23 protein-coding genes are annotated in these 26,997 nt (G+C 56.3%); 19 read left to right on the forward strand and 4 right to left on the reverse strand.

Going from position 1 to position 26,997, the window contains the following annotated elements; genetic code table 11:
• Nucleotides 1-129 precede the first annotated feature (129 nt).
• The 17 genes from rfbF (at nt 130) to AUC61_RS13505 (ending at nt 22,197) form a co-directional block, all read left to right on the forward strand.
• Nucleotides 130-900, forward strand: a complete 771-nt coding sequence (rfbF, locus tag AUC61_RS13425) for a glucose-1-phosphate cytidylyltransferase (RefSeq protein ID WP_243246721.1) — start codon at nt 130-132, stop codon at nt 898-900.
• Nucleotides 882-1,955, forward strand: coding sequence for a CDP-glucose 4,6-dehydratase (rfbG, locus tag AUC61_RS13430; protein ID WP_243246722.1), 1,074 nt, complete (start codon nt 882-884; stop codon nt 1,953-1,955). Before rfbF ends, rfbG begins: the two co-directional genes overlap by 19 nt.
• Nucleotides 1,948-3,270: a lipopolysaccharide biosynthesis protein RfbH gene (rfbH, locus tag AUC61_RS13435; protein WP_243246724.1), complete on the forward strand. Its 1,323-nt coding sequence runs from the start codon at nt 1,948-1,950 to the stop codon at nt 3,268-3,270. Before rfbG ends, rfbH begins: the two co-directional genes overlap by 8 nt.
• The gene (locus AUC61_RS13440) at nt 3,270-3,962 is read left to right on the forward strand and encodes a sugar phosphate nucleotidyltransferase (RefSeq protein ID WP_243246726.1); all 693 of its coding nucleotides are present in this window, start codon (nt 3,270-3,272) and stop codon (nt 3,960-3,962) included. The genes rfbH and AUC61_RS13440 overlap by 1 nt, the downstream gene beginning before the upstream one ends.
• Nucleotides 3,959-5,329, forward strand: coding sequence for a GHMP family kinase ATP-binding protein (locus tag AUC61_RS13445; protein ID WP_243246728.1), 1,371 nt, complete (start codon nt 3,959-3,961; stop codon nt 5,327-5,329). The genes AUC61_RS13440 and AUC61_RS13445 overlap by 4 nt, the downstream gene beginning before the upstream one ends.
• A complete protein-coding gene (locus tag AUC61_RS13450; protein ID WP_243246730.1) occupies nt 5,326-7,242 on the forward strand; it encodes an N-acetylneuraminate synthase family protein in 1,917 nt (638 codons plus the stop codon). The genes AUC61_RS13445 and AUC61_RS13450 overlap by 4 nt, the downstream gene beginning before the upstream one ends.
• Nucleotides 7,235-8,422, forward strand: coding sequence for an FkbM family methyltransferase (locus AUC61_RS13455; RefSeq protein ID WP_243246739.1), 1,188 nt, complete (start codon nt 7,235-7,237; stop codon nt 8,420-8,422). Before AUC61_RS13450 ends, AUC61_RS13455 begins: the two co-directional genes overlap by 8 nt.
• A gap of 23 nt (nt 8,423-8,445) precedes the next feature.
• Nucleotides 8,446-10,236, forward strand: a complete 1,791-nt coding sequence (locus tag AUC61_RS13460) for a thiamine pyrophosphate-binding protein (protein ID WP_243246740.1) — start codon at nt 8,446-8,448, stop codon at nt 10,234-10,236.
• Entirely contained in the window at nt 10,236-11,105 is an 870-nt protein-coding gene (locus AUC61_RS13465) for a sugar phosphate isomerase/epimerase family protein (RefSeq protein WP_243246741.1), read from the forward strand. Before AUC61_RS13460 ends, AUC61_RS13465 begins: the two co-directional genes overlap by 1 nt.
• Nucleotides 11,106-11,121: 16 nt before the next feature.
• The gene (locus tag AUC61_RS26495; protein ID WP_243246742.1) at nt 11,122-12,177 is read left to right on the forward strand and encodes a Gfo/Idh/MocA family protein; all 1,056 of its coding nucleotides are present in this window, start codon (nt 11,122-11,124) and stop codon (nt 12,175-12,177) included.
• Nucleotides 12,170-13,009, forward strand: coding sequence for an SDR family oxidoreductase (locus tag AUC61_RS13475; RefSeq protein WP_243246747.1), 840 nt, complete (start codon nt 12,170-12,172; stop codon nt 13,007-13,009). Before AUC61_RS26495 ends, AUC61_RS13475 begins: the two co-directional genes overlap by 8 nt.
• A gap of 66 nt (nt 13,010-13,075) precedes the next feature.
• On the forward strand, nt 13,076-14,155 hold the full coding sequence (locus AUC61_RS13480) for an NAD-dependent epimerase/dehydratase family protein (protein WP_243246748.1): 1,080 nt from the start codon (nt 13,076-13,078) through the stop codon (nt 14,153-14,155).
• A complete protein-coding gene (locus tag AUC61_RS13485; RefSeq protein WP_243246750.1) occupies nt 14,155-14,787 on the forward strand; it encodes a class I SAM-dependent methyltransferase in 633 nt (210 codons plus the stop codon). The genes AUC61_RS13480 and AUC61_RS13485 overlap by 1 nt, the downstream gene beginning before the upstream one ends.
• A gap of 42 nt (nt 14,788-14,829) precedes the next feature.
• Nucleotides 14,830-15,750, forward strand: a complete 921-nt coding sequence (locus AUC61_RS13490; protein ID WP_243246752.1) for a LicD family protein — start codon at nt 14,830-14,832, stop codon at nt 15,748-15,750.
• A gap of 144 nt (nt 15,751-15,894) precedes the next feature.
• Nucleotides 15,895-19,353: a glycosyltransferase gene (locus tag AUC61_RS13495; protein ID WP_243246753.1), complete on the forward strand. Its 3,459-nt coding sequence runs from the start codon at nt 15,895-15,897 to the stop codon at nt 19,351-19,353.
• Between the two features lie 183 nt (nt 19,354-19,536).
• The gene (locus AUC61_RS13500) at nt 19,537-20,778 is read left to right on the forward strand and encodes a glutamine synthetase family protein (protein WP_243246829.1); all 1,242 of its coding nucleotides are present in this window, start codon (nt 19,537-19,539) and stop codon (nt 20,776-20,778) included.
• 54 nt (nt 20,779-20,832) lie between these two features.
• Nucleotides 20,833-22,197 (forward strand): MFS transporter, encoded by a 1,365-nt coding sequence (locus AUC61_RS13505; RefSeq protein ID WP_243246755.1) that lies wholly within the window; start codon nt 20,833-20,835, stop codon nt 22,195-22,197.
• 209 nt (nt 22,198-22,406) lie between these two features.
• Here the strand turns inward: AUC61_RS13505 and AUC61_RS13510 are convergent, their stop codons facing one another.
• The 4 genes from AUC61_RS13510 to flgA all read right to left on the reverse strand — a co-directional run bounded on the left by AUC61_RS13510 (nt 22,407) and on the right by flgA (nt 24,998).
• Nucleotides 22,407-23,153, reverse strand: a complete 747-nt coding sequence (locus tag AUC61_RS13510; protein WP_243246757.1) for a flagellar brake protein — start codon at nt 23,151-23,153, stop codon at nt 22,407-22,409.
• 82 nt (nt 23,154-23,235) lie between these two features.
• Entirely contained in the window at nt 23,236-23,700 is a 465-nt protein-coding gene (locus AUC61_RS13515; RefSeq protein WP_243246759.1) for a flagella synthesis protein FlgN, read from the reverse strand.
• Nucleotides 23,701-23,749: 49 nt separating this feature from the next.
• A complete protein-coding gene (flgM, locus tag AUC61_RS13520) occupies nt 23,750-24,067 on the reverse strand; it encodes a flagellar biosynthesis anti-sigma factor FlgM (RefSeq protein WP_243246761.1) in 318 nt (105 codons plus the stop codon).
• A 172-nt stretch (nt 24,068-24,239) separates the two neighbouring features.
• A complete protein-coding gene (flgA, locus tag AUC61_RS13525; protein WP_243246763.1) occupies nt 24,240-24,998 on the reverse strand; it encodes a flagellar basal body P-ring formation chaperone FlgA in 759 nt (252 codons plus the stop codon).
• A gap of 79 nt (nt 24,999-25,077) precedes the next feature.
• Between flgA and AUC61_RS13530 the strand changes: the two genes are divergently transcribed.
• Entirely contained in the window at nt 25,078-26,010 is a 933-nt protein-coding gene (locus tag AUC61_RS13530) for a chemotaxis protein CheV (protein ID WP_122665692.1), read from the forward strand.
• A gap of 44 nt (nt 26,011-26,054) precedes the next feature.
• Nucleotides 26,055-26,882, forward strand: a complete 828-nt coding sequence (gene cheR, locus AUC61_RS13535; protein WP_243246765.1) for a protein-glutamate O-methyltransferase CheR — start codon at nt 26,055-26,057, stop codon at nt 26,880-26,882.
• The last annotated feature ends 115 nt before the right edge of the window (nt 26,883-26,997 follow it).

A 26,997-nucleotide genomic window follows, 5' to 3' on the forward strand; every position in this document is an offset into this window, starting at 1 on the left:
TCGTGATGGTATGGATATTGCTTTTACCCTTTGTAACAGCGCTGACATTCCTGAACCGCCGAGTTATTGGCGTTCTGTATGCAGCCGTTCGAGGGTGTATTGGCAGTTCGGACTTTCTGAGAGAAGCGCATGAAGGCAGTAATTCTGGCGGGAGGGTTGGGGACTCGGATCAGTGAGGAATCACACCTCAAGCCCAAGCCGATGATTGAGATTGGTGGTAAGCCAATCATCTGGCACATCATGAAAATGTACTCGCATTACGGCATCAACGAGTTCGTGATTTGCCTGGGTTACAAGGGCTACGTCATCAAAGAATACTTTGCCAACTACTTCCTGCACATGTCTGATGTGACCTTCGACATGGCTGAAAACAGCATGCACATCCATCAGCGGCATGCCGAGCCCTGGCGCGTCACGCTGGTTGATACCGGTGAAGCCAGTGCCACGGGCGGACGCTTGCGCCGGGTGCGTGAGTACCTGGGTGACGAGACTTTTTGCTTCACCTACGGTGACGGCGTTTCGGACGTCAATATTCCTGAATTGATCGAATTTCACCGCCAGCACGGCAAACAGGCCACCGTCACCTCAGTACAGCCACCGGGGCGTTATGGCGCGCTGGATATTGAAGGCGACTGCGTCAAAGGCTTTCAGGAAAAACCTCAGGGCGACGGCGGCTGGATCAACGGCGGCTTCTTTGTGCTTGAGCCATCGGTGATTGATAGCATCGCTGACGACAACGTTACCTGGGAGTTCGAGCCGATGCGCAATCTGGCAGCCCGAGGTGAACTGATGAGCTTCACGCACCTTGGTTTCTGGCAGTCGATGGACACCCTGCGTGATCGCGTCATGCTCGAAGAGCGCTGGGCCAGCGGAAAAGCGGAATGGAAACTCTGGCGTTGAACGGATTCTGGGCAGGCAAAAAAGTACTGCTGACTGGCCACACCGGTTTCAAGGGTGGCTGGCTGGCGCTGTGGTTGCGCCAGTTGGGTGCTGAAGTCCAAGGCTTTGCGCTGCCTGCCGCCACGACGCCTGCATTGTGGCAAGTGGCGGGCGTGGAAGGCGCGGTGGCCAGCGATCTGGGCGATATTCGTGATGCCCAGGCGGTCGCCCGTTCTCTGCGCGCGTTCGAACCCGAAGTGGTGCTGCATCTGGCAGCGCAGCCACTGGTTCGCGAGTCTTATCGCACCCCGGCTGAAACCTATGCGACCAATGTGATGGGCACCGTCAACGTGCTGGAAGCGGTGCGTCAGTGTTCGAGCGTTCGCGCAGTGGTGGTGGTCACCACCGACAAGTGCTACGAGAACCGTGAGTGGCTCTGGCCTTACCGAGAGCAGGACACCTTGGGCGGTTTTGACCCATACAGCAACAGCAAGGCGTGTGTTGAACTGTTGTGTTCGTCGTACCGTAATTCCTTCCTGCAGGAATCCGGCGTTGCCTTGGCAACGGCGCGCGCGGGCAACGTTATCGGTGGCGGTGACTGGTCGCCGGAGCGCCTGGTGCCGGACATCTTCCGCGCCTGGCAAAACAATGAAGAAGTGACCCTTCGCTACCCTCAGGCAACCCGTCCCTGGCAGCACGCACTGGAGCCCCTGATGGGCTATCTGCTGCTGGCGCAGGCATTGGTCGAGGATGGCGAGAAACATGCCGGTGCCTGGAACTTCGGCCCCGAGAGCGGCAATGTCGCCACGGTGGAAAAGCTGGTTCGCACGCTGGCCGAAATGTGGCCACAGCCGGTGCGCTGGTCCGTGGATGCTCAGGTTCAGCCTCATGAGGCTGGCTTGTTGGCGCTGGACTCCAGCAAGGCTCGACAGCTGTTGGGCTGGGCGCCGCGCTGGTCATTTGAAACCACGCTTGAACGTACCCTGAGCTGGCATCTGGCCTGGCAGCAGGGGCGTGATATGCACACCTTTACCCGCGCGCAGATCGCGGATTACCAAGGCGATATCCATGAGTGAGAACACCCCGGAGCAGCTGCGCCAACAAATTGTCGAGCTGGTTGGTCGTTATGCAGAGCTGCAATATGCGCCGAAACCGTTCGTGGCAGGCCAGAGCGTTGTACCGCCGTCGGGCAAGGTAATCGGCGCTGGCGAACTGCAATCCATGACCGAGGCCGTACTGGATGGCTGGTTGACAACCGGGCGTTTCAACGACGCCTTCGAGCGTCGTCTCGCCAAGTACCTGGGTCGTCGTGCGGTGTTGACCACCAACTCTGGCTCATCCGCCAATCTGGTCGCGTTTTCCGCCTTGACCTCGCCGCGGCTGGGTGATCGGGCGATCAAACCCGGTGATGAAGTGATTGGTGTGGCCGCTGGCTTCCCGACGACCGTTAACCCGATCTTGCAGTTTGGTGCGGTGCCGGTTTTCGTCGATGTCGATCTGGTGACCTACAACATTGACCCTGCCAAGGTTGAAGCCGCGATCGGCCCGAAAACCAAAGCCATCATGCTCGCTCACACTCTGGGCAATCCCTATGACCTCGGCGTGATTCGCGCCCTGTGTGACAAATACAAGCTGTGGCTGATCGAAGACTGCTGCGACGCTCTGGGCGCGACCTATGACGGCAAAATGGTCGGTACCTTTGGTGATATCGGCACATTGAGTTTTTACCCGGCGCACCACATCACCATGGGCGAGGGTGGCGCGGTGTTTACCAATAACCCGTTGCTCAAACGCATCATGGAATCGTTCCGGGACTGGGGACGTGATTGCTATTGCGAGCCGGGTCAGGACAACACCTGCAAACAGCGTTTCTGTCAGACGCTGGGCACCTTGCCGGAAGGTTACGACCACAAGTACACCTATTCGCACTTGGGCTATAACCTGAAAATCACTGACATGCAGGCGGCCTGCGCGCTGGCGCAGCTGGATCGTCTGGATGATTTTATTGCGGCCCGCAAGCGCAACTTCAACTGGCTGACCGAGCGTCTGGCCACGTGTGCCGACTTTTTGATCCTGCCTGAGGCAACACCTAACAGTGATCCGTCCTGGTTCGGCTTCCCGCTGACCCTGCGCGACGGCTGTGGCTTCAAGCGTCTGGATCTGGTGCGCTATCTGGACAGCCAGGCGGTGGGTACGCGTTTGTTATTCGCCGGTAATTTGATCCGTCAGCCATACATGCTCAACCGCAACTATCGCGTGTCCGGTGACCTCACCGTTACCGACAAAATCATGAACGACACCTTCTGGATCGGCGTCTGGCCGGGCCTGGGCGAAGAGCATCTGGAACACGCCGTGCGTAGCATGGAAACCTTCTTCGGGTTGCGTAAGTAATGCGTGCCTACATCCTTTGCGGTGGCTTTGGGACTCGTCTGAGTGCCGTGCTTCAGGGCGGGCAAAAAGCGGTGGTCGACGTTCATGGTCGCCCGTTTCTCGCACTGGTCCTGGCGCAGCTCAAGCAGGCTGGCGTTGAGGATGCGGTGCTGTGCGCTCATTACCGGGCTGACCAATTGGCTGAATTATTGCCGGTCCTGGCGGCTGAGTCGGGCCTGAATCTGCAACTGGTGGTCGAGACCGAGCCGATGGGAACTGGCGGTGCTGTTTTGCACGCCTTGCAGGAAGTACCACCGGGGGGGCGTTTTCTGGTGCTCAATGCTGACACCTGGCTGGATCAGCAGGCGTATCGCCTGGCGTTCGCGGCGAGCAACGATGCAATTGTTGCCGTGCTGGTCGAGGATCGCTCGCGCTACGGCAGCCTCGACTGTTCGCAAGACCTTGAACTGCTGGCGCTCAATGAGAAGGGCGCATCAGGCCCAGGTCGCGTGAATGCGGGTGTGTATGCCTTTGCGGAAAACTCGTTGGGCGAGTTTGCCGTCCAGCCGTGCTCCATGGAAAAAGAGATTTTGCCGCGTTTGATTGAGCGTCGGCAGTTGTTCGCTTGCGAGTACTCAGGGCCTTTCATCGATATCGGAACGCCAGACTCGCTGGATGCCTTCAAGTCAGGGCTTCAAGGGGCTGATAAATGAATCGACTGGTAAAGAAACAAACGGTGTATGTCGATCAGACCATTCTTGACGCGGTTGAATGCATCGAGTCCGGTGACTTGCAGATCGTGTTCGTGGTCGATGATCAGGAATGCCTGGTAGGCGTGATCACCAACGGTGACCTGCGCCGCTACCTGTTGCAGGAAGGTGCGGACACTGATGTACCGGTCACGGCCTGCATGAATACTCATTACCGTTCGGTGCAGGTCGGTGCTTCTCGCGAAGAACTGCTGAAGATTTTCGACCTCAGCTTCAACGCTATCCCGGTGGTGGATGCGGCGGGTTGTCTGGTGGATGTGGTGACGCCTGCGTTGCTGGCTGCCAATTCCGAGGTCCCTGTTCTGGCCCGTGCCCGTGCACCGGTACGGATGAGTTTCAGCGGTGGCGGCTCAGACCTGACGTACTACTTCGTTGATAACCCTGCTGCCGTACTCAGTTGCACGTTGGGTTTGTATTCCCACGCGACATTGATCCCGCGCACCGACGATGTGATCCAGATTTTCTCCGAGGACCTGGGCACTCACGAGCGTTACGAGTCCATTTACGACCTCGCGCGTCATGCGGGCAAAGGCCTGTTGGCGACCATCGTTTCTGTTATTCAGCCTAACTACGGCCTGGACCTTTATATCCGCTCCGACTTCCCGGTGGGCTCCGGTCTGGGCGGCTCTTCGGCGGTGGCGACTGCGGTTATCGCAGCGTTCAACGAATTGCGCCGTGACCGCTGGAGCACCTATGAGGTAGCCGAGCTGGCGTTTCAGGCCGAGCGCCTGTGCTTTGGTATTGCGGGTGGCTGGCAAGACCAGTACGCCTCGGCCTTTGGCGGCTTCAACCTGATCGAGTTCAAAGAGGGTCGTAATCTGGTCCATCCGATTCGCCTGACCGAGTCAATCTGGAATGAGCTGGAGGAGTGCCTGGTGCTCTGCGATACGCAGATTTCCCATGACTCGGGCAAGCTCCACGAGCGCCAGCGCGAAGAGATGTCCAGCAAGGACTCCAAGGCGCCGCTGATCACTGAAAGTGTTGAGCTGTGTCGGCATATGCATCACCACCTGATACGCGGCGAGCTGCATGATTTCGGACGTTGCCTGCATCAGGGCTGGATGCTCAAAAGGCAATTTTCCAATGCCGTCAGCGATGGCGTGCTGGACCAGATCTATGATTCGGCCCTGGCCGCAGGTGCCCTCGGTGGTAAGCTGCTGGGTGCCGGTGGCGGCGGGTTCTTCCTGTTTTTCGTGCAGCCTCAGCATCGACGTGCCGTGACCGACAAGGTCCGGGAGCTGGGCTGCCGTATCACCGATTTCCGTTTCGAATCCAACGGTGTCACCTCCTGGCGGACCAAAATCCAATGAATGAGCAAGTTTTTTCCATCGATGGCGCTGTCATCGGCGGCGACCATGTCTACGTCATCGCTGAAGTGGGTAACAACCACAACGGTTCGGTGGAACTGGCCAAGCAGCTGGTGGATGCGTCTATCGAATCCGGCGCCGATTGCGTGAAGTTTCAACTGCGCAACCGCGACGCGCTGTATCGCACCAAGGCCGATGGCTCGCGCGCCGAAGACCTGGGCGTCGAGTACATTCAGGACTTGCTCGACAAGGTCGAACTGACTGTCGATGAGCACCGGCAGATTCGCGAGTACTGCAAGCTCAAAGGCATCAGCTACATCTGTACGCCGTGGGATGAGCCAAGCGTGGATGTACTGGCTGGCTTCGATGTGCCCGCGTTCAAAATTGCCTCGGCTGACCTGTGCAATCCGTACCTGATCGCCAAGGCCGCTTCCCTGGGCAAGCCGTTGATTCTTTCGACGGGCATGTCCCATGAGCATGAAATCGTTCGGACCATCGAACAGCTCAAAGGCCTGGGTGTGCCGTTCGCGCTGCTGCATTGCAACAGCACCTATCCGGCACCCGAGAGCGATATTCAACTGGGCTACATTGCCCGTCTGAAAGAACTGCACGGCATGATCGGTTATTCGGGGCACGAGCGCGGCACGGCGATTACCCTCGCAGCCGTGGCTTTGGGTGCCAAGCTGGTCGAGCGTCACATTACGCTGGACCGTGGCATGGAAGGGCCGGACCACCTGGCCAGCCTTGAGCCACTGGAGTTCCGCCAACTGGTCGAAGGCATTCGTCAGGTCCAGAAGGCATTGCCATGGACCGGTCCCGGCCGTCACGCCAGCCAGGGCGAACTGCTGAACCGCGAGAACCTGGGCAAGAGCGTGATTGCCGCCCGGGCGATCGAGAAAGGTGAAGTGTTCGAGCAAAACATGCTGCGCGTAGCCAGCCCTGGTCAGGGCCTGGCGCCTTATCGCCTGAGCGATCTGCTGGGCAAGCCTGCGGGCCGCAAGATCGAGCAGGGCGATTTCCTGTTCGACAGCGACCTGACCGAGCAAGAGGAAGTACGCCGAGAATACGACATGCCAATCCTCTGGGGCGTGCCGGTGCGTTACCACGACTTCCAGCAATACAACGAGTGGATCAAACCCGACCTGTTCGAGTTTCACTTGTCATACCGCGACTTGAGCGTTGCGCCTCAGCCGTTCCTCAGCACTGTCGAGTGCTCTCGTCTGGTGGTCCACGCCCCGGAGCTGTTTGAAAACAGCGAGCTGCTGGATCTGGTGTCCGATGACCTGGAGTACCGCCAGCGTTCCATCGTCAATCTGCAACGTGTCGTTGACGCGACCTTGCAGATGGCCGAGTTCTTCCCGAAAGCCGACTCGCTGCTGATTGTTGCCAACATTGGCGGCTTCTCTGCTGACGCACCGTTGCCATTCAGCCAGCGCACAGAGTTGTACGAGCGCTTCCGTGAGTCATGTGCTCAGATCGATTTCGGTCGTACCGAACTGATCCCGCAAAACATGGCGCCGTTCCCGTGGCACTTCGGCGGTCAGCGTCACCAGAATATTTTCATGATGCCCGACGAGCTGGCCGAGCAGGCCAAGCGTCTTGATCTGCGTCTGTGTCTGGACCTGTCGCATCTGCAAATGACCTGCTTCCACTTCGAACTGGACTTCCAGGCCGCACTGAAACTGCTCCTGCCGTACTCCGCTCACCTGCACGTGGCCGATGCCAAAGGTGCGAACGGTGAAGGCGTGGTCATGGGCACCGGTGACGTGGACTGGCCTGCGACCTGGGCGCAGCTCAAGCAGTATCCCACTGTCAGTTTCATCCCTGAGGTCTGGCAGGGCCACAAGGATCATGGTGCCGGTTTCTGGTCGGCACTGGAGTTCCTGAACTCACTGGAAGGTGATGTACATGAATGAGCAAGCGATCAGTGCACGTCTGGATCTTTTATTGAGTGAGTCGCTTGACTCGGCTCGTCAGCGTCAGCAGCAAACCCTGTTTGATGCTATGGGGGATGCCAGGAAACCCTTCGTTCTGTTTGGTGCCGGAAATCTTGGGAAGAAGGTCGCAGCAGTATTGCTGAAAATGGGCATGGTTCCAGAGGCCTTCATCGACAACAATGCAAGCCTTTGGGGCACTTCAATCCTGGGCATTGAGGTCCTCAGCCCTGCTCAGTTGGCAGCGCGAGAAAGTCGAGAGTTGCCGGCCATCATTGTCACCATCTGGTGCGGCGAAGCCACTGATACGATGGTTGAGCGTCTGGCCCCATTGCGTGCACTAGGGTTCGACCGAATTGCACCATTCGGTTATCTGGCCTGGCGTTTCCCTGAAGAATTTCTGCCGTATTACAGCCTGGATCTACCGGAAAAAGTGCTGAAGCAAGCGGGTCAGATTCGCCAGGCTTTCGAGTTGCTTGCTGATGATGCATCGCGTCAGCTGTTTGTTGACCATGTTGAATGGCGCCTGACATTCGATTACGACCTGCTGCCACCGGCTTCTACCACCGAGATGTATTTCGACGACCAGTTTGCCAATCGAAATGATAATGAAGTGGTGTACGACATTGGCGCATTCGACGGTGACTCGATCCATGGTTTTATCCGCAGTGGGCGGCAATACCGAGAGATCCATTCCTTTGAGCCCTCGGCACGCAATTTCTTGAAGCTTGAAGCCACCCTGGCAAGCCTGGCCGACAAACATTCCGGTTTGCATGCTCATGCCCTTGCTGTGGGTGACAGCACGGGTGAAATTCTGATCGAGGACGCCAGTGGCGCAGCATGCCGAGTCGGCATGGGCAGCGAAACCGTGCAGATGACGACTCTGGATGAATTGAGTAAAAAAATCGCTCCGGCGACATTCATAAAAATCGATATTGAAGGCTTTGAACCTCAATGTCTGGCTGGCGGACGTCAACTCATCAGTGAGTTGCATCCTGTGCTGGCGGTCTGCGTATATCACCTGCAGGACCATCTCTGGAGCATTTTGCTGCAGTTGCATGAATACCACGAAGGCTATCAGTTCAGCCTTTGTCAGCATTTGGCTGGCGGATGGGATCTGGTGCTTTACGCCGTGCCGGCCGACCGCGTCCTACCTCATTAACCCAGAATTTCAGGCGATTTCGTATGCGTGTTGCAGACTATGTCTTTGACTTTATTGCCCGCCAAGGCGTCGGGCACGTTTTCTTCCTGCCGGGCGGCGGGGCGATGCACCTCAACAATGCCTTGCTTCGCCAGCCAGCGCTGACTGCTGTCAGTATGCTGCACGAGCAGGGCGCAGCAATTGCAGCTGAAGGCTACGCACGTACCTCGGGTAACTTTGGTGCATGCATGGTTACGTCCGGTCCTGGTGCGACCAACGCGATTACCGGGCTTGCCGGTGCGTGGTTTGAATCGACGCCCGTTATGTTCGTATCAGGTCAGGTCAAGCGAGCTGACCTCAAAGGCGATACGGGCCTTCGGCAGTTGGGTACCCAGGAGCTGGACATCGTCAGTGTCGTCTCTCCAATCAGCAAATACGCGGTTTGCCTGCTTGATCCGAAGCAAGTGCGCTTTGAACTTGAGAAGGCTCATCACCTCATGATGAGTGGGCGCAAAGGCCCTGTCTGGATCGATATACCGCTGGATGTGCAGGCAACTGAAATCGATCCCGATCAACTGCCGGGCTACGTAGCCGATGACCGTCTGCAACTGGCATTGCCTGATCGCGCTGCCCTGCAGAGCCTTGCGGGACGTTTGCAAAGTGCACAGCGTCCAGTGTTGTTGGTAGGTAATGGCATCCATGGTGCTGGTGCTCAAGACGCGATGCGCGCGCTGATCGAGCGTCTGGGTATTCCGACCATGACCACCTGGATCGCAGCGGACCTGCTGGAGTACGAACATCCTCTGTATTTCGGACGCTGCGGTACCGTTGCTTCACGCGGTGCCAACTTCACGGTGCAGAACGCTGATCTGGTGATTGCGATTGGTTGCCGCATGGATTTTTCCATCACCGGTTTTGACCGTACTCAGTTCGCCCGTGCCGCTGAAATCGTTGTAGTCGACATCGACGCAGCTGAAATTGCCAAACTGGGCGATATGCCCGATCAGAAGTTTGTCTGCGACGCCGGAGCGTTCATTGACGGTTTGGCAAAAGCCGCAGAGGGCCACAGCTTTGACTACAAAGCCTGGCGCGAACGTTGCACAGACTGGAAGGACAAATATCCGGTTGTGCTGCAGGAGTACCGCGACAAGACTGGCTTCGTAAACAGCTATGTATTTACTGAAATGCTCTGCGATGCGTTGCAAGGTACCGACATGATTATCCCGGGCAGCTCCGGTGCGTCTATCGATACTTTCTGGATATCGGCCAAGTTGAAACGCGGGCAGCGTGCGGTTGCCACGGGCGGTCTGGGTTCAATGGGTTATGGCTTGCCAGCCTCTATCGGCGGCTGTCTGGGGAGCGGCGGACGCCGGACCATATCGGTGGATGGCGACGGTGGTTTCGTGATGAACATTCAGGAGCTGGAAGTTGCCAGTCGCCTGAAACTGCCGATCAAATATTTCGTTCTCAATAATAATGGCTATGCGTCGATTCGTGCATCGCAGAGCGGTTACTTCAAGCAGACCATTGGTTGCGACTCCACGTCAGGTCTGACCTTGCCGGACATCGGCGCACTGGCGGCCGCATTCGGTCTGCCTGTACTGCGTGTGAGTGATCAAGCCTCGCTACCGGAAGTCATCGCTCAGACTCTGGCTACTCCTGGCCCGGTGCTCTGTGAGGTGATGGTCGAACCTGATCAGGCCATTGGCCCGCGTATTACTTCGCGCATAGGTGAAAACGGCGTGATGGTTTCCGCCCCGCTGGAGGACCTGTTCCCGTTCCTGGATCGTGAAGAACTCAAGTCCAATATGTTGATTCCGCTGGTGGGTGAGTGATGAGTGCCGAATATTTGCTGCGCTACGCCGATAGCGGCTTCTACACCATGCAGGGACGTTTGATTCCGCCGCAGGATGGGCGCTTTCAGTCGTTCCCGCGTGGTCAATGGCGTGAAGAAATCGCGAACGCGGTGGTTGCCGGATTACGCGGTATCGAGTGGATCTACGATTTATACGGCGAGGGTGCCAACCCTCTGGAAACCGCACAAGGCCGTGCCGATCTGAAGGTTTGCCTGAATGAATACTCCATTTCAGTCGTGTCGATCTGCGCTGACTACTTCATGGATTGCCCATTTGTACGGTGTTCCGATGAAGAGCGTGCTGAGCGTGTCGAGCGTCTGCAATGGTTGATCGGTATCTGCCCGGAACTGGAGATCGGCCGAATCGTTATTCCTTTTGTGGACAACTCACGCATCGCAACTCCCGAAGAACAAGCGCTGGTCGTTGAATGTCTGCAACAGGTTTTGCCGATAGCACAAGCTCACGGCATCGAACTGCACCTTGAAACTGATATGGGGCCGCAAGCGTTCAGCGATTTGCTGGGGTTGCTTGATCATCCTCTGATCAAGGTCAATTACGACGCAGGTAATAGCTCGTCGCTAGGCTATGCGCCAGCGCAAGAGTTCGCAGCCTATGGTGCACGAATTGGTAGCTTCCATATCAAGGATCGACGCCTTGGTAGCACCACCGTGCCACTGGGGGAGGGGGACGCCGATTTCGCCAGCCTGCGTGAGCAATTGATTCGTTACGACTACCAAGGCGATTTCGTCTTGCAGGTTGCACGTGGCGTGCCTGGCGAAGAGCCCCTGTGGCTCAAACAAATGAGTGAGCTGTCAGCCGACTGGCTGCGCGGTAAACGTCTGGTCTGAATGAATCGAGGTTTTTGTGCGGATTTTATTTTGTGGTCTGGGCGGCATCGGACAGCGTCATTTGCGTAATCTGCGCACGGTGCTGGGTAACGAACTTGAAGTTCACGCCTACCGGGTGAGGGGGCAGCGGATCAAGTTGCAGGACAACCTGACCGTGGAGCAAGGCGCTGATCTGGAAACAGACTACGGCGTGATCGTGCACGCCGATCTGGATGCGGCTTTGGCAACGCAACCTCGGGCCGTCTACATCTGCAATCCAAACGCCCTGCATGTGCCGATTGCTCTGCGATGCGTCCGTGCAGGTGTGCCTGTCTTCATGGAAAAACCCCTGGCCAGCGATATGGAAGGCATAGAGGAGTTGCAGGCTTTGGTCGAGCAGAAAAGCCTGCTCTTCTACGTTGGCTACAACTTCCGTTTTCACCCGGGCCTGCAGCGCTTCAAGGCGTTGGTGGACAGCAAGCACTTTGGCAATATCATTCGCGTCAGCGCCGAAATCGGTGAATATTTGCCGAACTGGCACAAGTACGAAGACTACCGCCAGATGTACGCTGCCCGTGCGGATCAGGGCGGCGGCGTAATCCTGTCGCAGATCCATGAAATGGACCTGCTGTACTGGTTTTTCGGCCTGCCGAAAAGCATCCTGTGCCGTGGCGGCAAGCTGAGCAACCTGGAAATCGATGTGGAAGATACCGCCACTTCGTTGATGCAGTACGACGGTGAACACGGTTCATTCCCTATTCACTTGCATCAGGATTTCGTGCAGCGTCCACCGGTGCGTGTTTTCAAGATCATCGGTGATGCCGGCAGCGCAGAGCTGGATCTCATCAACCTGAAAATGAACGTTTATGACGCTGAAGGCCAAGTGTTGGAGCACTCAGCCTTTGAAGGCTTTGTACGCAACGACATGTTCCTTAATCAGGCGCAACATTTCATCGACTGCGTAACGGGCAAGTCGACCCCTCAGGTCACGCTCTTCGACGGCCTGCAGAGCCTGCGTCTGGCCCTGGCTGCCTTGGCTTCGCTGAAAAAAGGCGTGGAAGTCAACCTCGACGAGGTCACCGTCAATGGCTAATACCGGCGCGATGCAGCAGTTGTTCGACTTGACGGGCCGAGTGACGATCATTACCGGCGGCGCAGGTTTGCTGGGTTATCAACATGCCGTGGCGGTGGCTGGGTTGGGGGCGATTCCGGTGCTCATTGATGTCAGCCAGCCCGCGCTTGAGGTGGCTCGGGCCCGCTTGCTGGAAGAGACGGGCGTCGAGGCTGACACTTATGTCGCGGATATCACCCAACTGGATGCGCTGCAGCGTATTTGTGATGAAGTGCTCGCTGCGCATGGGCACATCGACATTCTGATCAACAATGCTGCCCGTAACCCCAAGGTGGAAAGTGCCGACGGCAAGAACTTCTCCCGTCTGGAGAATTTTCCCTGGGAGCAGTGGCAACTGGATCTGGATGTTGGTCTGGGTGGCGCTTTCAATTGTGCCAAGGTATTTGGCAAGCAAATGGCGCAGCAGAATAAAGGCGTGATTATCAACATTGCGTCTGATCTGGGTGTTATTGCCCCGGATCAGAGACTGTATCGCGTCGATGGTTGTGAGGCTAATCAGCAACCGGTCAAGCCGGTGACCTATTCAGTCGTCAAGCATGGCCTGATCGGGCTGACCAAATATCTGGCCACTTACTGGTGTGATCAAGGCGTACGTTGCAATGCAGTGTCGCCCGGCGGCGTGTATGCCGGTCAGAAAGACGTGTTCGTCAGTAAACTGACCCAGCTGATTCCGCTTGGCCGTATGGCCAGGGAAGATGAGTACCGAGGCGCGATTGCTTTTCTCTGCTCTGACGCTTCCACGTATATGAATGGTTGCAATCTGGTTATGGATGGTGGGCGCAGTGTCTGGTGACCGGGAGAGTACCGATGCGGTTTGTCGCACATGGTCGTTTTCAGGCCTGCATCGGAGTATCTGAATATGCAGGTTAACCTTCACGTTGCTCAGGTTCGTTCCGGTTTGGAGCGGGTCAGCCCGTTTCTGCCAGGTCTGGAGATCCTTCGCGGCAGCCACATCCTGATCACCGGTGCTACCGGCTTTTTTGGCAAGTGGCTGTTGGCATTGGTCGATCTGCTTAATGAAGGTGGGGCGCAGATCCGGGTGACTGCTGTCTCTCGATCACCTGAAGCGTTTCTCGACAAAGAGCCTTATTACCGCGATTCAGACTGGCTTCGTTGGATAAAGTCAGACACCTGCGAGCTTAAGCCTCTGTCGGAACATTTCGATTACTTGCTTCATGCCGCCACCGAGACTTCTGCAGCGGCTCATCAGGACCCTTTGGCGCTTTTTGACAGCATGCTTGAAGGGGCGCGGAACGTGCTCGAAGTGGCTGTGAACTGTGGTGTCAAACGCGTGATGCTTACCGGGTCCGGCGCGCAATACGGTGCACTACCTTCGGGTATGGAATGCTTCCCTGACGACACGTCGTTGTCTTGCGACAGCACCTCGCCGGGCAGCGCCTACGGGGAGGCCAAGCGAGCCCAGGAAACACTTGCTGCCTTGTACGCCAGGCGCCATGGCATTGAGGTGGTATTTACCCGTTGTTTCGCATTTGTTGGTCCAGGATTGCCTCTGGACGGGCATTTCGCTGTCGGCAACTTCATCCGGGACGCGCTGTGGCACGGACGGCTGGCTCTGAACTCTCGCGGCGAGGCGTTACGCAGCTATTTGTATGCTGCCGATCTCGCCGTCTGGCTGCTGGGTATTCTGGCGGTCGGGCAGTCCGGTCAGGCTTACAACGTAGGGTCCGATGAGGCGCTGAGTATTGCGCAATTGGCGATTCGCGTGGGCGGATGGCTGTCCCCGGACAAGCCCGTACTCATCGCGGACGCTCCAGCCAGTGGTCCCCGTTCGGTTTACGTCCCCTCCATCACGAAGGCGCGGGTGCTGGGGCTGGATGTCTGGACAGATTTGGAAAACGCGGTCAAAGAAACTGCAAAGTGGGCCGATACAAGTGGTTCAGGCGCGCGTAATGAAATGAGCGGTATTGAGGATAAATGATGAGCCAAGCAGAAAAGTCGAGCTATTGGGATGCGTTTTACGGTAGCAAGAAGAAAGGTGCTCCGGCCTATCCATCACAGTTTGCAGCGTTCGCGATCAACGAGCTGACCGATGTCGATGGAGTGATCGAGTTCGGTTGTGGCAACGGCCGTGATAGCGAATTCTTTGCGGCCTACGGTTTTGACCTCCTTGGCGTTGATGCTTCGGCTGAGGCTATTGAGTTGTGCCGCTCCAGAAGCATTCACGAACACGCGAACTACATGCAGTGTCAGGCGGCTGCTGCACGAGATCAAATAACTGCCTTCTTGGCCGGCAAGCGCAAGATTGCGGTCTATGCCCGCTTCTTTCTACATGCTATCGACGAAGCCGAGGCGAATGCTTTCCTCGATTTGCTCGGTACTTTGCTGCCCTCCCAGAGTCAGGTGCTGTTCGAATATCGTACTGTTGACGACGCCAGTCAGGACAAGACCTTTGGTACCGATCACTATCGACGGTTTCTGGATCACGCGGTTGTTCTGGAAAACATTGAGCGTGCGGGTTTCACGGTGACCTATCAGATTGAAGGGCGTGGTCTGGCCAAGTTTCGGACGGAAGACGCCAAAGTTGGCCGTTGCGTAGCGCACAAAATTTAAGTCGCCACCGTCAGCAATGCAGGCGCACCCGGGAGTTACAACATGCGGAATCTGGAAGGCAAGAAACTGGTTTTATTCGGCGCAGGCAAAAGCGGTGGGCTGTTCATTGAACAGAACCCTGGCCTGGATATCGTGGCAATTGCCGACAATGATCCGGCTAAACACGGCGCGCAGTTCTGCGGTTATCCGATTATTTCGGCCGAGCAGATAGCTGCCAGCGGGTGTGAGTTGATCGTTATCACCAGTGTCTGGTCAGACAGCATTCTTGCTCAGTTGGAGACGCTGGGCTTGTCGCATATACCGTCCATTATTCCCGGAAAACGTGAGATGAAAGGGATGCGTGATATTCATCCCTTCTCCCATCCACGCACTAAACAACTGGCCACAGAGGTCGTCCGTTTTTTTTCATCAATGGCCGAGTCTGCCGGGATCGATCTGTATCTTGATTTCGGGACGTTACTGGGTGCGTTGCGCGAAGGAGATTTTATCGCCTGGGACGATGACATCGATTTCTCGGTGAATGAGCCGCAATTTCAGGCAATGGTGAAGCTCGTACGTGACAATCAACAGCATTTGCCGACGCTGGAAGGCGTGACTTGGAACATCGAGTTGATTGCTTCCCATAATGTTGATTTCGCCATCAGGGTCACGTGTGGAAACGTCGAGGGTTTTGATCAGATCATCCCGTTCGAGACGGATATAGCCAGACGGGTGATGCGCGACGGATCATCGGTAATGATCGGCGCCATGCCTGAATGGTTTTGCCCGCAGAAGCACTTCGAAGGTTTTGACAGCATTGAGTTGTTTGGCACGACGCTCAAGGTTCCGACGGATGCCCATGACTATTTGCACTTTATCTACGGCGAATGGCGTGAGCCGAAAAAAGACATGACCTTTGCTGATTACAACAACGGTGGTGAAGTCCACTTTGAACAGTATGAAAATTCGGTCAGGCCTTTGTAAGGCTGGTTTTTGATTAAGCATCGTGGCAGCAGATACCGGGGAGGGTAACGCTGCCTTGCCGCTCCGGGCGATGTGTCATAGCTGATCGAACACGCCGAGTTAATGTGCTTCGGCCTCTAATAAACTATGTGCCGGGAGCCTTAGATGGTCCGTTCGCTGTTCGCCAAACGTCCGCATCCCTACTACATCATGGCGCCGGCTTATCGGCGCAACTCGGCGGGCATTCGTGTATTGCACATGCTGTGCGATGCGCTTATTCGCTCGGGTCATGAAGCCTATGTGACCACGACCGGTGTCCCCGCACACTTGATGACTCCTGTTCTGACTCAGAACACCATGGGTGAGCACAAGGCTGCCGGGATTGAGCCCATTGTGGTCATACCGGAGGTCATCGACGGCAATCCTCTTAACAGTAATGTCGTCGTTCGTTACCTTTTGAATCAGCCTGGTTTTCTGAGTCCCGTCAGCGATTATGAGCCGACAGATATTCAGTTTGCTTATACCAAGGCTCTGTTGCCGCCGGGGCATCCGGAAGATCACGTGCTGTATTTGCCCCCTGTCGACTTGAGTATCTTTCGTTTGTCAGACAACCCTGCGAAGCGTATCGCGGGCAAGGTAGCGTACTTTCGCGGCAAAAGCGGCAAAGGCTATATCGATCCTGATTTGCTTCCTGCTGGCGCCGTTGAAGTTACTTTGCTGAGCCCTGGGTCCTGGGAGGAACTCGCCGACCTGTTTCAACAGTGTGAGTATTTCTACTGTACCGAGGCGACTGGGATAGGGGCAGAGGCGGTGCTCTGCGGTTGTATAACCGTTGTTCTTCCCAACGAAAGGGCTCCATTGCAACTGGCTGTGCATGAAAACAAAGGCTATGGCGTGGCATGGGGCAATACTCCAGAGCTAATAGAGCGTGCCCGTGAAACCCTGCCGTTGTTCCGTGCAAGTTTGTTGAAACACCAGGAAGCCTTCTGGCTTGCACTGGATAACTTCATCGAGGTAACCCAGAAAGCAGCGCAGGACTTCACCGCCAGAAACCGGCGATTCGAAGTACTGCCCTGGTTGGCTGACCGTGCGCTATCGGCTCCTCGGCAGGCCTTGATCGATCAACAGTTCGCAAGTGTTCCAGTACCCGTTATTGGCGTGGTGGTCCTGGATCCTGCGGGCGACGCGGTCAAACGTTCAAAAACACTGGATAGTCTTGCCCGGCAAGCGCCCGCTCACGTCGAAGTGCGGCCATTGGTGTTGAGCAGCGCTGAAGGTGTTGGCGAATTCAGGTTTGATCCCGAGACGTATGTTGCAAGTATCAACAGCGCGCTTCATGAACTCGTATGTGACTGGTTCATGGTTGTGCAGGCTGGCGAAGAGTTCACATCGAGTGGACTGTTTGCTACCGGGCTGGAGTTGGCCTGTCAGTCCGGGCATCGTGCAGTTTACGCAGATGAAATCGTGCTCAAGTCTGACGGTCAGCGTGAGTTTCTGTTACGACCGGATCTGAACCTTGATCTGTTGCTGAGCAGCCCGGCCATGCTGATGCAGCACTGGATTTTCCGTCACGAAACCTGGAGAGAGCAGGGCGGCTTTGTCAGTGACTGCTTCGGTGCGTTTGAGCTCGAATACATTTTGCGCCTGATTGAATCGACTGGCTTTGAAGGCTTGGGGCATATCAGTGAACCGCTGGTGATCAGCGCGCCAACAGTCCTGGCTGATGATCCGCAGCAAGTGCAGGTGATCGAGCGCCACTTGCGGGCTAGAGGCTTTGCTCAGGCGCAGGTCAACTCACTATCGGCGGGATGCTATCAGATTGATTACGGGCAGCCGCAGACCGCCGGAGTGAGTATTCTGGTGCTGGTCGATGGCCGTCTCGCTGCTGCGCAGCGCTGCCTGGAAAGTCTGCTGGAAAACACCACCTACGGTAATTATGAGTTGCTGGTGCTGGACGGCGGAAATGACGACCCGGCTGTGTCGGGCTGGCTCGAAGGCATCGAACAGCTGGGCGTCGCGCATATCCGGGTCTTGCGCTATGGCGCCGGCCTTACGTCTGAAAGCCTCCTGAGCATGGCGGCCCAGGATGCGCAGGGCGAATTCGTACTGTTTCTCGATTCGGGCGTGGGCATCGTTGGCCAGGATTGGCTGCAGCAGATGCTCAATCATGGCCTGCGACCAGAAGTAGGCAGTGTCGGCGCGAAGCTGGTGAATGGCGAGGGCAAGTTACGCCACGGGGGCCTGTTACTCGGATTAAATGGGCCTGCCGATGTACTCTTCAAAGGTTCAGAAGCCAGCAGCCCGGGCTACATGCAACGACTGCAGGTGGAAAGCGACTTCTCTGCGTTGAGCGAGCAGTGCCTTTTGGTCAAGCGTGAATTGTTCCTCGCGGCAGGTGGCTTTGATGAGCAGATGGCCCCTTGGGCCCATGTTGACCTGTGTCTGAAAATGCAGCAGGCGGGCTATTTGAACGTACTCACGCCTCGAGTTCAGATGCTGATCAGCGAACCTGACAGTGTTGCGCCGACTGTGCAGGAGGAAGACCGCTTCTACGCCCGCTGGTTATCACAGCTGGCCGCCGAACCTGCTTACAATCCGAATTACTCCTTGAACCCTAAACGCCTCTTCAAAGTGGTCGAGAGTTCGCTCACCTGGCGGCCACTGGCAGGTCTGAGCGATTTGAAACGCGTCCTGGCGCAGCCGGGAGTGGAAACGCGTAGTCATGAATACCGGTTGGCTCAGCCATTCAACGCCATGCGTGACAAGGGGCTGATCGACGGTGCTGTAGTACCGGAGCTGCTGTCGGCAGTGGAGCTACAGCGCTTCGATCCGGATGTGATTGTGTTGCAACGACAGTTGGGCGACTCGCAGCGAGAAGCGATGCGCCGCATGAAAGCGTTCTCCAGGGCCTTCAAGGTTTATGAGCAAGGTGAGTACTTGTCGGCGGATTTAACCGACGCATTGCGAAGCAGGCTCGGTTTCATGGACCGTCTGGTGGTATCCAGTGATGCCTTGGCGAATATCTTCGATGGCTTCCACTCAGACATCCGCATTATTGAAAGTCGACTGGATCCGCGCTGGTGGAGCACTCTGCGCAGTGAGCGTCGTCATTCGGCAAAACCGCGAATCGGCTTGTCCGGGGACTCAATGAGCAGCGCTGACGTTGACATGGTTGCGGACGTCATTCGCGAGCTGGCTGATGAAGTTGAGTGGATCTTCCTGGGCGACTGCCCTGAAGCGCTGCGTCCGTTGTTTCATGAGGTCCACTCCAATGTCGCCATCGCAGAGTATCCGGCCAGGCTAGCCTCACTGAATCTGGATCTTGCGCTGGCACCGCTTGTCGATAACCTGTTCAATCGCTGCAAGAGCAACACGACGTTGTTGGAGTTCGGAATCTGTGGTGTACCGGTGATCTGTAGCGATCTGGAGCCGTATCGCTGTGGCTTGCCAGTAACGCGGGTCAAGAGTGCTGAGGGTGATTGGCTCGACGCGGTTCGTGCCCATCTTTCGGATCTGGAGGGCGCTGCCGCAATGGGCAGTGCGCTGCGGAGCGCCGTGCGTCGCGACTGGATGCTCGACGACGGGCAGTTGCAGAACTGGCGTGATATCTGGCTGCCGGATTGATTTTTTACCGAGCTGCTTGAAATATCGAACATCCGGTGCGTATTTTGTACGCTCTGGATGTAAAAGGAAGGATTCGCAAGCATGACCAGCGATGGCCACAACACGCTCGCACAGCGATTGACTGGCATAGATGAAATCGAGTGCGTCACACCCGATTTGAATGGCGTACCTCGCGGCAAGGTAATGACCGCAGCAGGCTTCCTCGAAGGGCGCCGTTTGCAGATGGCGCGTGGGGTTTTGCTGCAATGCATCATGGGCGGTTACCCGCTGTCGCGTTTTTACGGAAGCGATGACGGGGACGTGGCAATGGTGCCCGACGCCCAACAGATTCATCGTTTGCCGTGGAGTGTTGAGCCACGCGCATTGGCGATCTGTGACACCGAGGAGCTTGGCGGCGGGTTTTGTAATCTATCGACCCGTAGCCAGCTCAAGGCGGTGATTGCCCGTTACACCGAACGAGGTCTGGCGCCTGTCGTGGCGACCGAGCTGGAATTCTTTGTCTTTGCGCCCAACCCTGACCCAGCTAAACCGTTTCTGCCGCCCGGCGGGATCGATGGTCGCCGCGAAGAAGGTCACTCTGCGTTCAGCGTCAGCTCCAACAACGGCTTGCGGCCGTTCTTCAGCGAAGTCTATAAATGCATGGCGGCGCTGGGCTTGCCCCGCGATACCTTCATGCATGAAATGGGCGTTAGCCAGTTCGAGATCAATTTGCTGCATGGCGATCCGCTGCTGCTGGCCGACCAGACGTTTCTGTTCAAACATTTGCTCAAGGAAGTTGCGCTCAAGCATGGCTTGATCGTGGTCTGCATGGCCAAGCCGCTGGCGCAAACGGCGGGCAGCTCGATGCATATTCATCAGAGTGTGGTCGACCCGGTCACGGGCCTGAACGTATTCAGCGACGAGCAGGGCGAACCTACCGCGTTGTTCCGGCATTTTATTGCCGGTCAGCAAGCCTGCATGGCTGATTTCACCGCGCTGTTCGCGCCGAATGTGAACTCGTATCAGCGCCTGTGCCATCCCTTTGCGTCGCCGAACAACGCCTGCTGGTCCCATGACAATCGAGCAGCAGGGCTGCGCATCCCGGCCAGCAGCCCTTCGGCCAGACGGGTCGAAAACCGCCTGCCGGGTGCCGATGCCAATCCTTATCTGGCGATAGCCGCCAGCCTGGCAGCGGGGCTTCATGGTATTGATCAACAGTTGGAGCCGACGCCGCCGATACAGGGGGACATCCATGTGCCGGATGAATTGTCATTGCCATGTACCTTGCATGCCGCTCTGGAGCGTCTGAAACGCAGTCAATTGGCCAAGGAACTGTTTGGCGTTGAGTTCATCGAAGGCTACATCGCATCAAAGACCCTGGAGCTAACCAGTTTCTTCGATGAAATCACCCCCTGGGAAAGGCGCATTCTGGCTGCCCAGGCTTAAGAATCGTGTTATCGGAGTCGTCCATTCTGACGACTCCTTATTTTTGGAAAGTCGATGCGCCAAATCTGGAAGTCCTTTCAGGGTCTGTATTTTGCCTCCCTGATGATGTTGACCGGCTCCGGTCTCCTGAGTACATACCTGGCCTTGCGATTGTCCGCTGATCAGGTCGATGGCCTGTGGATCGGTGCGTTGATGGCCGCCAACTATGTGGGGTTGGTGCTGGGTGGCAAAGTAGGCCACCGGCTTATCGGGCGTGTCGGGCATATTCGTGCCTACGCGACTTGTGCGGGTATTGTCGGCGCAGCCGTGCTGGGCCTTGGGCTGATCGACTGGCTGCCGGCGTGGCTGTTCCTGCGGATGATTGTGGGCCTGGGCATGATGTGCCAATACATGGTGATCGAGAGCTGGTTGAACGAACAGGCAGCTCCCAAGCAGCGTGGCATGGTCTTCAGCGGTTATATGATCGCGTCCTACATGGGGCTGGTGCTGGGTCAGATGATTCTGGTGGTTCACCCCGGGTTAGGGCCAGAGCTGCTGATGCTGGTAGCGATGTGTTTTGCCCTGTGTCTGGTCCCTGTGGCCATGACCCGCAGCATTCACCCGGCACCCTTGCACCCCGCGCCTCTGGAGCCACGTTTCTTCATCAGTCGGGTGCCACAGTCGCTGACAACCGTATTGGGTGCAGGGCTGATCGTCGGTGCCTTCTATGGTCTGGCGCCCCTGTACGCAGCGCAACAGGGTCTGTCGACCGAGCATGTCGGTATGTTCATGGCCTGCTGTATTCTGGCCGGCCTGATGGTTCAGTGGCCATTGGGGCTTCTGTCTGACCGTTATGATCGTGCTCAGCTGATGCGGGCTTTTGCCGCCGTGTTGACGGTCGTGGCGTTGCCGTTGGCAGTGTTGCCCAGCATGCCTCTGGAAGTTTTGTTTCTGGTGGGGTTTGTGGTTTCGCTGGTTCAGTTCAGTCTTTATCCACTGGCCGTCGCTTTCGCCAATGACCACGTTGAAGGCGAGCGTAGGGTATCGCTGACGGCGATGTTGCTGATGACCTTTGGTATCGGCGCAAGTATCGGCCCGCTGGCGGCAGGTGCGCTGATGAAGGCGCTGGGCAGCAATATGCTTTATGCCTTCGTCTGTCTGACGTCCCTGTCGCTGGTGTTCCTGATCCGCCCTAAAGCTGTGACTCACTTGCACCAGGTGGACGACGCGCCATTGCATCACGTCGCAATGCCAGACAGCATGTCCAGTTCGCCACTGGTGGTTGCGCTTGATCCGCGGGTTGATGAGCAAGTGGTCCAGGATCAGATGCAGACCACGGTTGAGCCAGTGGCTGAACCCGAGGTTGAGGCACCGGTTGAGACGAGGGCTGAAGGTGAGGCCGATGGGGTTGTGCGGGATGTGGAGATCAACCGGCCTTAGCCTGGATTGGGTAGGGCGGACTGGATTGTATTTGTAAGAGATCACGAGCAGCGCGAGGCCGCGATGGCGGTTACCTGACCCGCCGCCATCGCGGCCTCGCGTTGCTCGTGCGCTCCTACAGAGGCAAGTCTCGATCAATAGACTCGGATAAACAAAAAAGGCGATTACGCTCACAGCGTAATCGCCTTTTTAACAGCTTGAAACCGCTGTCAGAAGTCGTCGTCCTTGTCGAAGCGACGTGCTTCGCGCTGCAGTTGATACACGAAACGCTCAACCTGACGTTGCACCAACCCGCTCATATTGTGAAAGCGAATCCCGGCAAACGTCGTGTTAACCCTTTCTTCGAAGTGCAGATACCGCAACTCAACTGGAGCGGTCATGGTGCCAAAGGGTAACTGAGCCACGAAACGCTCGTACACCTGACCCAGTTGCATGCGCTCAGAAACATCGCCTTCAAAACGAAGCTTGCAGCCGGTCGCCGAAATATCCAGCAGTTTGCCGCTCAGAGGAAATTTGAGTCGATCACCGCCCATCTCGATGCTGACCAACTGGGCCAGCTTCAATGCCGCGCGGAACGCATTGCGACGTTGATGGTAAATGACTTCCGTAGGCATCGGGCCACGGTAAAAACGCTCACCGTTGGCTTCCAGGATGGTCATCTGCGCGCTGCTTTCCCACGCGATGCGTACGCCATCATGAAAACCTTCAACCCGGTAAGCTTCGCCGTTGGCGAGGAATTTTTCGCCGTCACGAGGGATCATTTCGTCGAGGGCAATAACATCGCTTTCGCGGTCTACCTCGATCAGATAGCTCTGAAAACGCTGGGTACGCTCATGAAAAGTAATGATCAGAGGATCATGACTTTCAAGTAGCAGCCGCAAGTTGGCGGCAATTTCCAAAGGCGTATTGAGTACCTTTGGGGGCTGCGGAGCATCTTCCGCACTTGAGCCATTCACTTTTTTCCATCTCCAGGCAAAATACGACAGCAACGCAATGGCAGGCATTTTGCCAGCATGCAAAGCGCCTTGATACAGAAAACTACGCTTGGCTTAACGGACGTGGCTTTGCACGTCCGGATGTCGATCCCCGGCTGTCATACAGCGTGGGCATATCGCCGGTCAGTATCCGCAACTGATGCGCAGTAGAGGCCTGCTGCATCTGGATAGAGCTGCCGTTTTGAGTGTTCAGTTGCTGGCACTGATTAATCAGCGCGCTCAACTCGTCTCCAGCCTTCATCAATTGCTCGCCCACTGACGAATTTTCGGCGAGTGTGCTGAGGCCCTTACGATCCTGACTCAATCCCAATCCGCTGAGAATCTGGCTGCGTTTGCGGCCATGCTGCTCAAGCAAAATCACCAGTGCATGCTTTTTGGCAAGCACATGCTCCATTTCGACCATGTCGCGGCCGTGGAGGGCGAGGGACTCGGCCTGCAGAATTTCCAGCAATTGCTGGGCAGGAACCATGTCGTCGATCATCAGTTGGAGCAAAGTAGTGTCTTGCATCGCATGCTCTGGTTTTTAAGCGTCCAGAAGATCCAGCGCGAGCATTGGGCTAGCGCTGAGCTTCGAAATTAAGCAGCTTGCTGGCTACACGGTTGCTGTCTACTTGATAGCTGCCATCGGCGATTGCCTGTTTCAACTCTGCCACGCGGGCGCTGTTGACGGTTGGCAGGTCGCCCAACTTATCAGTGATCTTTTGCAACTGTTGAGCCTCACTGCTCAGCTTTACGGATTCGCCGGTGCTGCTGGTTTTTTCTGATGCTGCGGTCGCAACCGTTGCATCTGCCTTGCCTGCTTCCTTGGCGCTACCTGTACGGGTTGCGCCGCTTACTGCGGTGCCGCTATTAAGTCGGTTGAAGTCGATGACCATGATAAAAACTCCTCTGGTGTTTGGACGCTTGCCATGGTTTCGACCAAATGCAGAAAAACTTTAGCCTGCTAAGTGAAATCCATTTGCGATACGCGCAGAAATGGACCTCAAACCTCAGACGTTGTTTCGCAGTCTAGGAAAAACAAGCGTTTGACGCCAGCGTTCTATCAGATCACATAGGTGCCTCCACCTGGCCAGGGCCCGTAATGTTGGCTTTTATGATTCGTTTTGAATTGAGGTTGCGCACCCGTATCTGCTCGTTGAAAGTCCCGTCGGAGAGCGCTTCGCCGGGCATCCGTACAGAGATAGAGCCACTTCGCGCAGTAATGACCACCTGGTCGCCTTTGCGCACCATCTGCGGCTGCTCCAGAAAATTGGGTGCAATGATCTGATCGATGACCATTGGTCGGAGAACTTTCTGCCCTACAGCCTGATCTTCGGCAGATAGAAACCCCTGACCCAGCAGGCCGATGTCCCGTTCGCGCATCGCAATGTCCTGTTCAGTCACGATCGCGTCGCGCTTGAGTGGCCTGACTGCGGTGACGACATTGCGGAACAGGCGCACTTGAGCGGGCACGAATACGGTCCATGGCGACGAGCCTTCGCAGCGTACGCGGGTTGTGACGCGGCCTACCGGGCGTGGGCTTTCCAGGCTCGCTGTCAATTCCTTGTCACAGAGCGGCATGCGCAGGCGCGGGTCCAGTTGCCGAACTTCAATTTCAAAGCGACCTTCGATCTGGCTGGTCGCCAAATAGTCTTCAACTGTGAATTCAAGAAACCCCTGAGTGACGCCGATAAGCTGTTCAGGCATTGTAAAACTGTCTGCCCGGCTGTAATTCGCCAAGGTTGTCAGGCACAGCAGGGCCAACGAACAAAGCAGGCTGCGGTTCTTGAAAATCGTGTGTCGGGAAATTGTCGTTTTTGCATTCATGACGTATAAAAAGCAAGGCCCGTGCCGCTTACCTGATCAGGTGCTGTGGCGATGGTTACTTTGAAATGGGAGTCGCAGCATGGCCGGTGTAATGGATTCAGTTAACCAGCGTACGCAGCTGGTTGGGCAGAATCGCCTTGAGCTGTTGTTGTTCCGTCTCAACGGCAAACAGCTTTACGGGATTAACGTCTTCAAGGTGAAGGAGGTGCTGCAATGCCCCAAGCTCACCGTGATGCCTAAATCCAGTCGAATCGTTCGGGGCGTGGCAAATATTCGTGGCGGGACGATTCCTATTCTCGACCTGGCCATGGCAACCGGTTTGCCAGGGCAGATGTCGATTGATAACGCGTTCGTGATCATCACCGAGTACAACACCAAGGTTCAGGGTTTTCTGGTGGACTCGGTTGAGCGCATCGTGAACATGAACTGGGAAGAGATCCATCCGCCGCCCAAGGGCACCGGCCGCGATCACTATCTGACGGCTGTGACGCGGGTCGATAACCAGTTGGTCGAAATCATCGACGTCGAGAAAATTCTTGCCGAAGTTGCGCCAATGTCGGAATCCGTTTCCGTCGGCGTGATTGATGAAGAAACGCACCATAAGGCCATTTCCTTGCGGGTGCTGACCGTGGATGACTCCTCTGTGGCACGCAAACAGGTAAGTCGCTGTCTGCAGACCGTTGGGGTGGAAGTGGTCGCGCTCAACGATGGTCGTCAGGCTTTGGAGTATCTGAAGCAGATCGTCGCTGAGGGCAAGAAGCCGGAAGAAGAGTTTTTGATGATGATTTCCGACATTGAGATGCCGGAAATGGACGGTTACACGCTTACCTCCGAGATTCGTAACGATCCCCGGATGCAAAAATTGCACATCGTTTTGCACACTTCCCTGTCGGGTGTGTTCAATCAGGCTATGGTGAAGAAGGTCGGTGCGGATGACTTCCTCGCCAAATTCCGGCCTGATGACCTGGCAGCACGCGTTGTGGACAGGATCAAGGCAGCAGACATCAGCTAGGAACGTCGTTCCTGGTGGTTTTACATGATTTGAGAGGCGGCATTTTGGCTACGGGTAATTTGGATTTCGAGCAGTTCCGGGTATTTTTGGAAAAAGCCTGTGGCATCCTTTTGGGTGAGAACAAGCAGTACCTGGTTTCCAGTCGCCTCAACAAGTTGATGGAACAAAACGGCATCAAGACGCTTGGTGAGTTGATTCAACGTATCCAGACGCAGCCACGCAGCGGTTTGCGTGAGCAAGTAGTGGATGCGATGACGACCAACGAAACCTTGTGGTTTCGGGATACCTACCCGTTTGAAGTCATGAAGAACAAGGTGCTGCCTGAGGCAATCAAGGCCGCTCCCGGCCAGCGTCTGCGCATTTGGTCAGCCGCCTGTTCTTCTGGTCAGGAACCGTACTCGCTGTCGATGACCATCGATGAGTTCGAGCGCAGCAATCCTGGTCAGCTCAAATCCGGCGCGCAAATTGTGGCCACTGATCTGTCGGGTTTGATGCTCACCAACTGCAAGTCGGGTGAGTACGACAGTCTGGCGATCGGGCGTGGCCTGTCTCCGGACCGGTTGCAGCGCTATTTCGACGTCAAAGGGCCGGGGAAGTGGGCTGTGAAGGCGCCGATCAAGAGTCGGGTCGAGTTTCGTGCCTTCAACCTGCTGGACAGTTACGCAAGTCTGGGCAAGTTCGATATCGTCTTTTGCCGCAACGTGCTGATCTACTTTTCGGCCGAGGTCAAGAAAGACATCCTGTTGCGCATTCACGGCACGCTCAAGCCGGGTGGCTATCTGTTCCTCGGGGCTTCCGAGGCGTTGAACGGTTTGCCAGATCACTACCAGATGGTGCAGTGCAGCCCGGGGATTATTTACCAGGCCAAATAAGCCTCTGTGCTGTTCAAAAAGAGACCTTCGGGTCTCTTTTTTTGTTGGGGGCTGCCCCGGTGTCCATGGTGCCGCGCTGTCTCGCGGCAAACACAGGACCTGTAGGAGCTGCCGA

The sequence above is a fragment of the Pseudomonas maioricensis genome (genome assembly GCF_022790535.1).
Lineage (GTDB): Bacteria > Pseudomonadota > Gammaproteobacteria > Pseudomonadales > Pseudomonadaceae > Aquipseudomonas > Aquipseudomonas maioricensis.

What these genes read in the sequence shown, in the direction of transcription:
- flgM (WP_243246761.1), bottom strand. Translation starts at nt 24,067, where the DNA reads ATGGTCATCGACTTCAACCGACTTAATAGCGGCACCGCAGTAAGCGGC.
- AUC61_RS13450 (WP_243246730.1), top strand. Translation starts at nt 5,326, where the DNA reads ATGAATGAGCAAGTTTTTTCCATCGATGGCGCTGTCATCGGCGGCGAC.
- AUC61_RS13490 (WP_243246752.1), top strand. Translation starts at nt 14,830, where the DNA reads ATGCGGAATCTGGAAGGCAAGAAACTGGTTTTATTCGGCGCAGGCAAA.
- AUC61_RS13475 (WP_243246747.1), top strand. Translation starts at nt 12,170, where the DNA reads ATGGCTAATACCGGCGCGATGCAGCAGTTGTTCGACTTGACGGGCCGA.
- AUC61_RS13530 (WP_122665692.1), top strand. Translation starts at nt 25,078, where the DNA reads ATGGCCGGTGTAATGGATTCAGTTAACCAGCGTACGCAGCTGGTTGGG.
- AUC61_RS13505 (WP_243246755.1), top strand. Translation starts at nt 20,833, where the DNA reads ATGCGCCAAATCTGGAAGTCCTTTCAGGGTCTGTATTTTGCCTCCCTG.
- AUC61_RS13465 (WP_243246741.1), top strand. Translation starts at nt 10,236, where the DNA reads ATGAGTGCCGAATATTTGCTGCGCTACGCCGATAGCGGCTTCTACACC.
- AUC61_RS13500 (WP_243246829.1), top strand. Translation starts at nt 19,537, where the DNA reads ATGACCGCAGCAGGCTTCCTCGAAGGGCGCCGTTTGCAGATGGCGCGT.
- rfbH (WP_243246724.1), top strand. Translation starts at nt 1,948, where the DNA reads ATGAGTGAGAACACCCCGGAGCAGCTGCGCCAACAAATTGTCGAGCTG.
- AUC61_RS13480 (WP_243246748.1), top strand. Translation starts at nt 13,076, where the DNA reads ATGCAGGTTAACCTTCACGTTGCTCAGGTTCGTTCCGGTTTGGAGCGG.
- AUC61_RS13485 (WP_243246750.1), top strand. Translation starts at nt 14,155, where the DNA reads ATGAGCCAAGCAGAAAAGTCGAGCTATTGGGATGCGTTTTACGGTAGC.
- AUC61_RS13455 (WP_243246739.1), top strand. Translation starts at nt 7,235, where the DNA reads ATGAATGAGCAAGCGATCAGTGCACGTCTGGATCTTTTATTGAGTGAG.
- AUC61_RS13460 (WP_243246740.1), top strand. Translation starts at nt 8,446, where the DNA reads ATGCGTGTTGCAGACTATGTCTTTGACTTTATTGCCCGCCAAGGCGTC.
- AUC61_RS13445 (WP_243246728.1), top strand. Translation starts at nt 3,959, where the DNA reads ATGAATCGACTGGTAAAGAAACAAACGGTGTATGTCGATCAGACCATT.
- AUC61_RS13515 (WP_243246759.1), bottom strand. Translation starts at nt 23,700, where the DNA reads ATGCAAGACACTACTTTGCTCCAACTGATGATCGACGACATGGTTCCT.
- AUC61_RS13495 (WP_243246753.1), top strand. Translation starts at nt 15,895, where the DNA reads ATGGTCCGTTCGCTGTTCGCCAAACGTCCGCATCCCTACTACATCATG.
- rfbG (WP_243246722.1), top strand. Translation starts at nt 882, where the DNA reads ATGGAAACTCTGGCGTTGAACGGATTCTGGGCAGGCAAAAAAGTACTG.
- AUC61_RS13440 (WP_243246726.1), top strand. Translation starts at nt 3,270, where the DNA reads ATGCGTGCCTACATCCTTTGCGGTGGCTTTGGGACTCGTCTGAGTGCC.
- flgA (WP_243246763.1), bottom strand. Translation starts at nt 24,998, where the DNA reads ATGAATGCAAAAACGACAATTTCCCGACACACGATTTTCAAGAACCGC.
- rfbF (WP_243246721.1), top strand. Translation starts at nt 130, where the DNA reads ATGAAGGCAGTAATTCTGGCGGGAGGGTTGGGGACTCGGATCAGTGAG.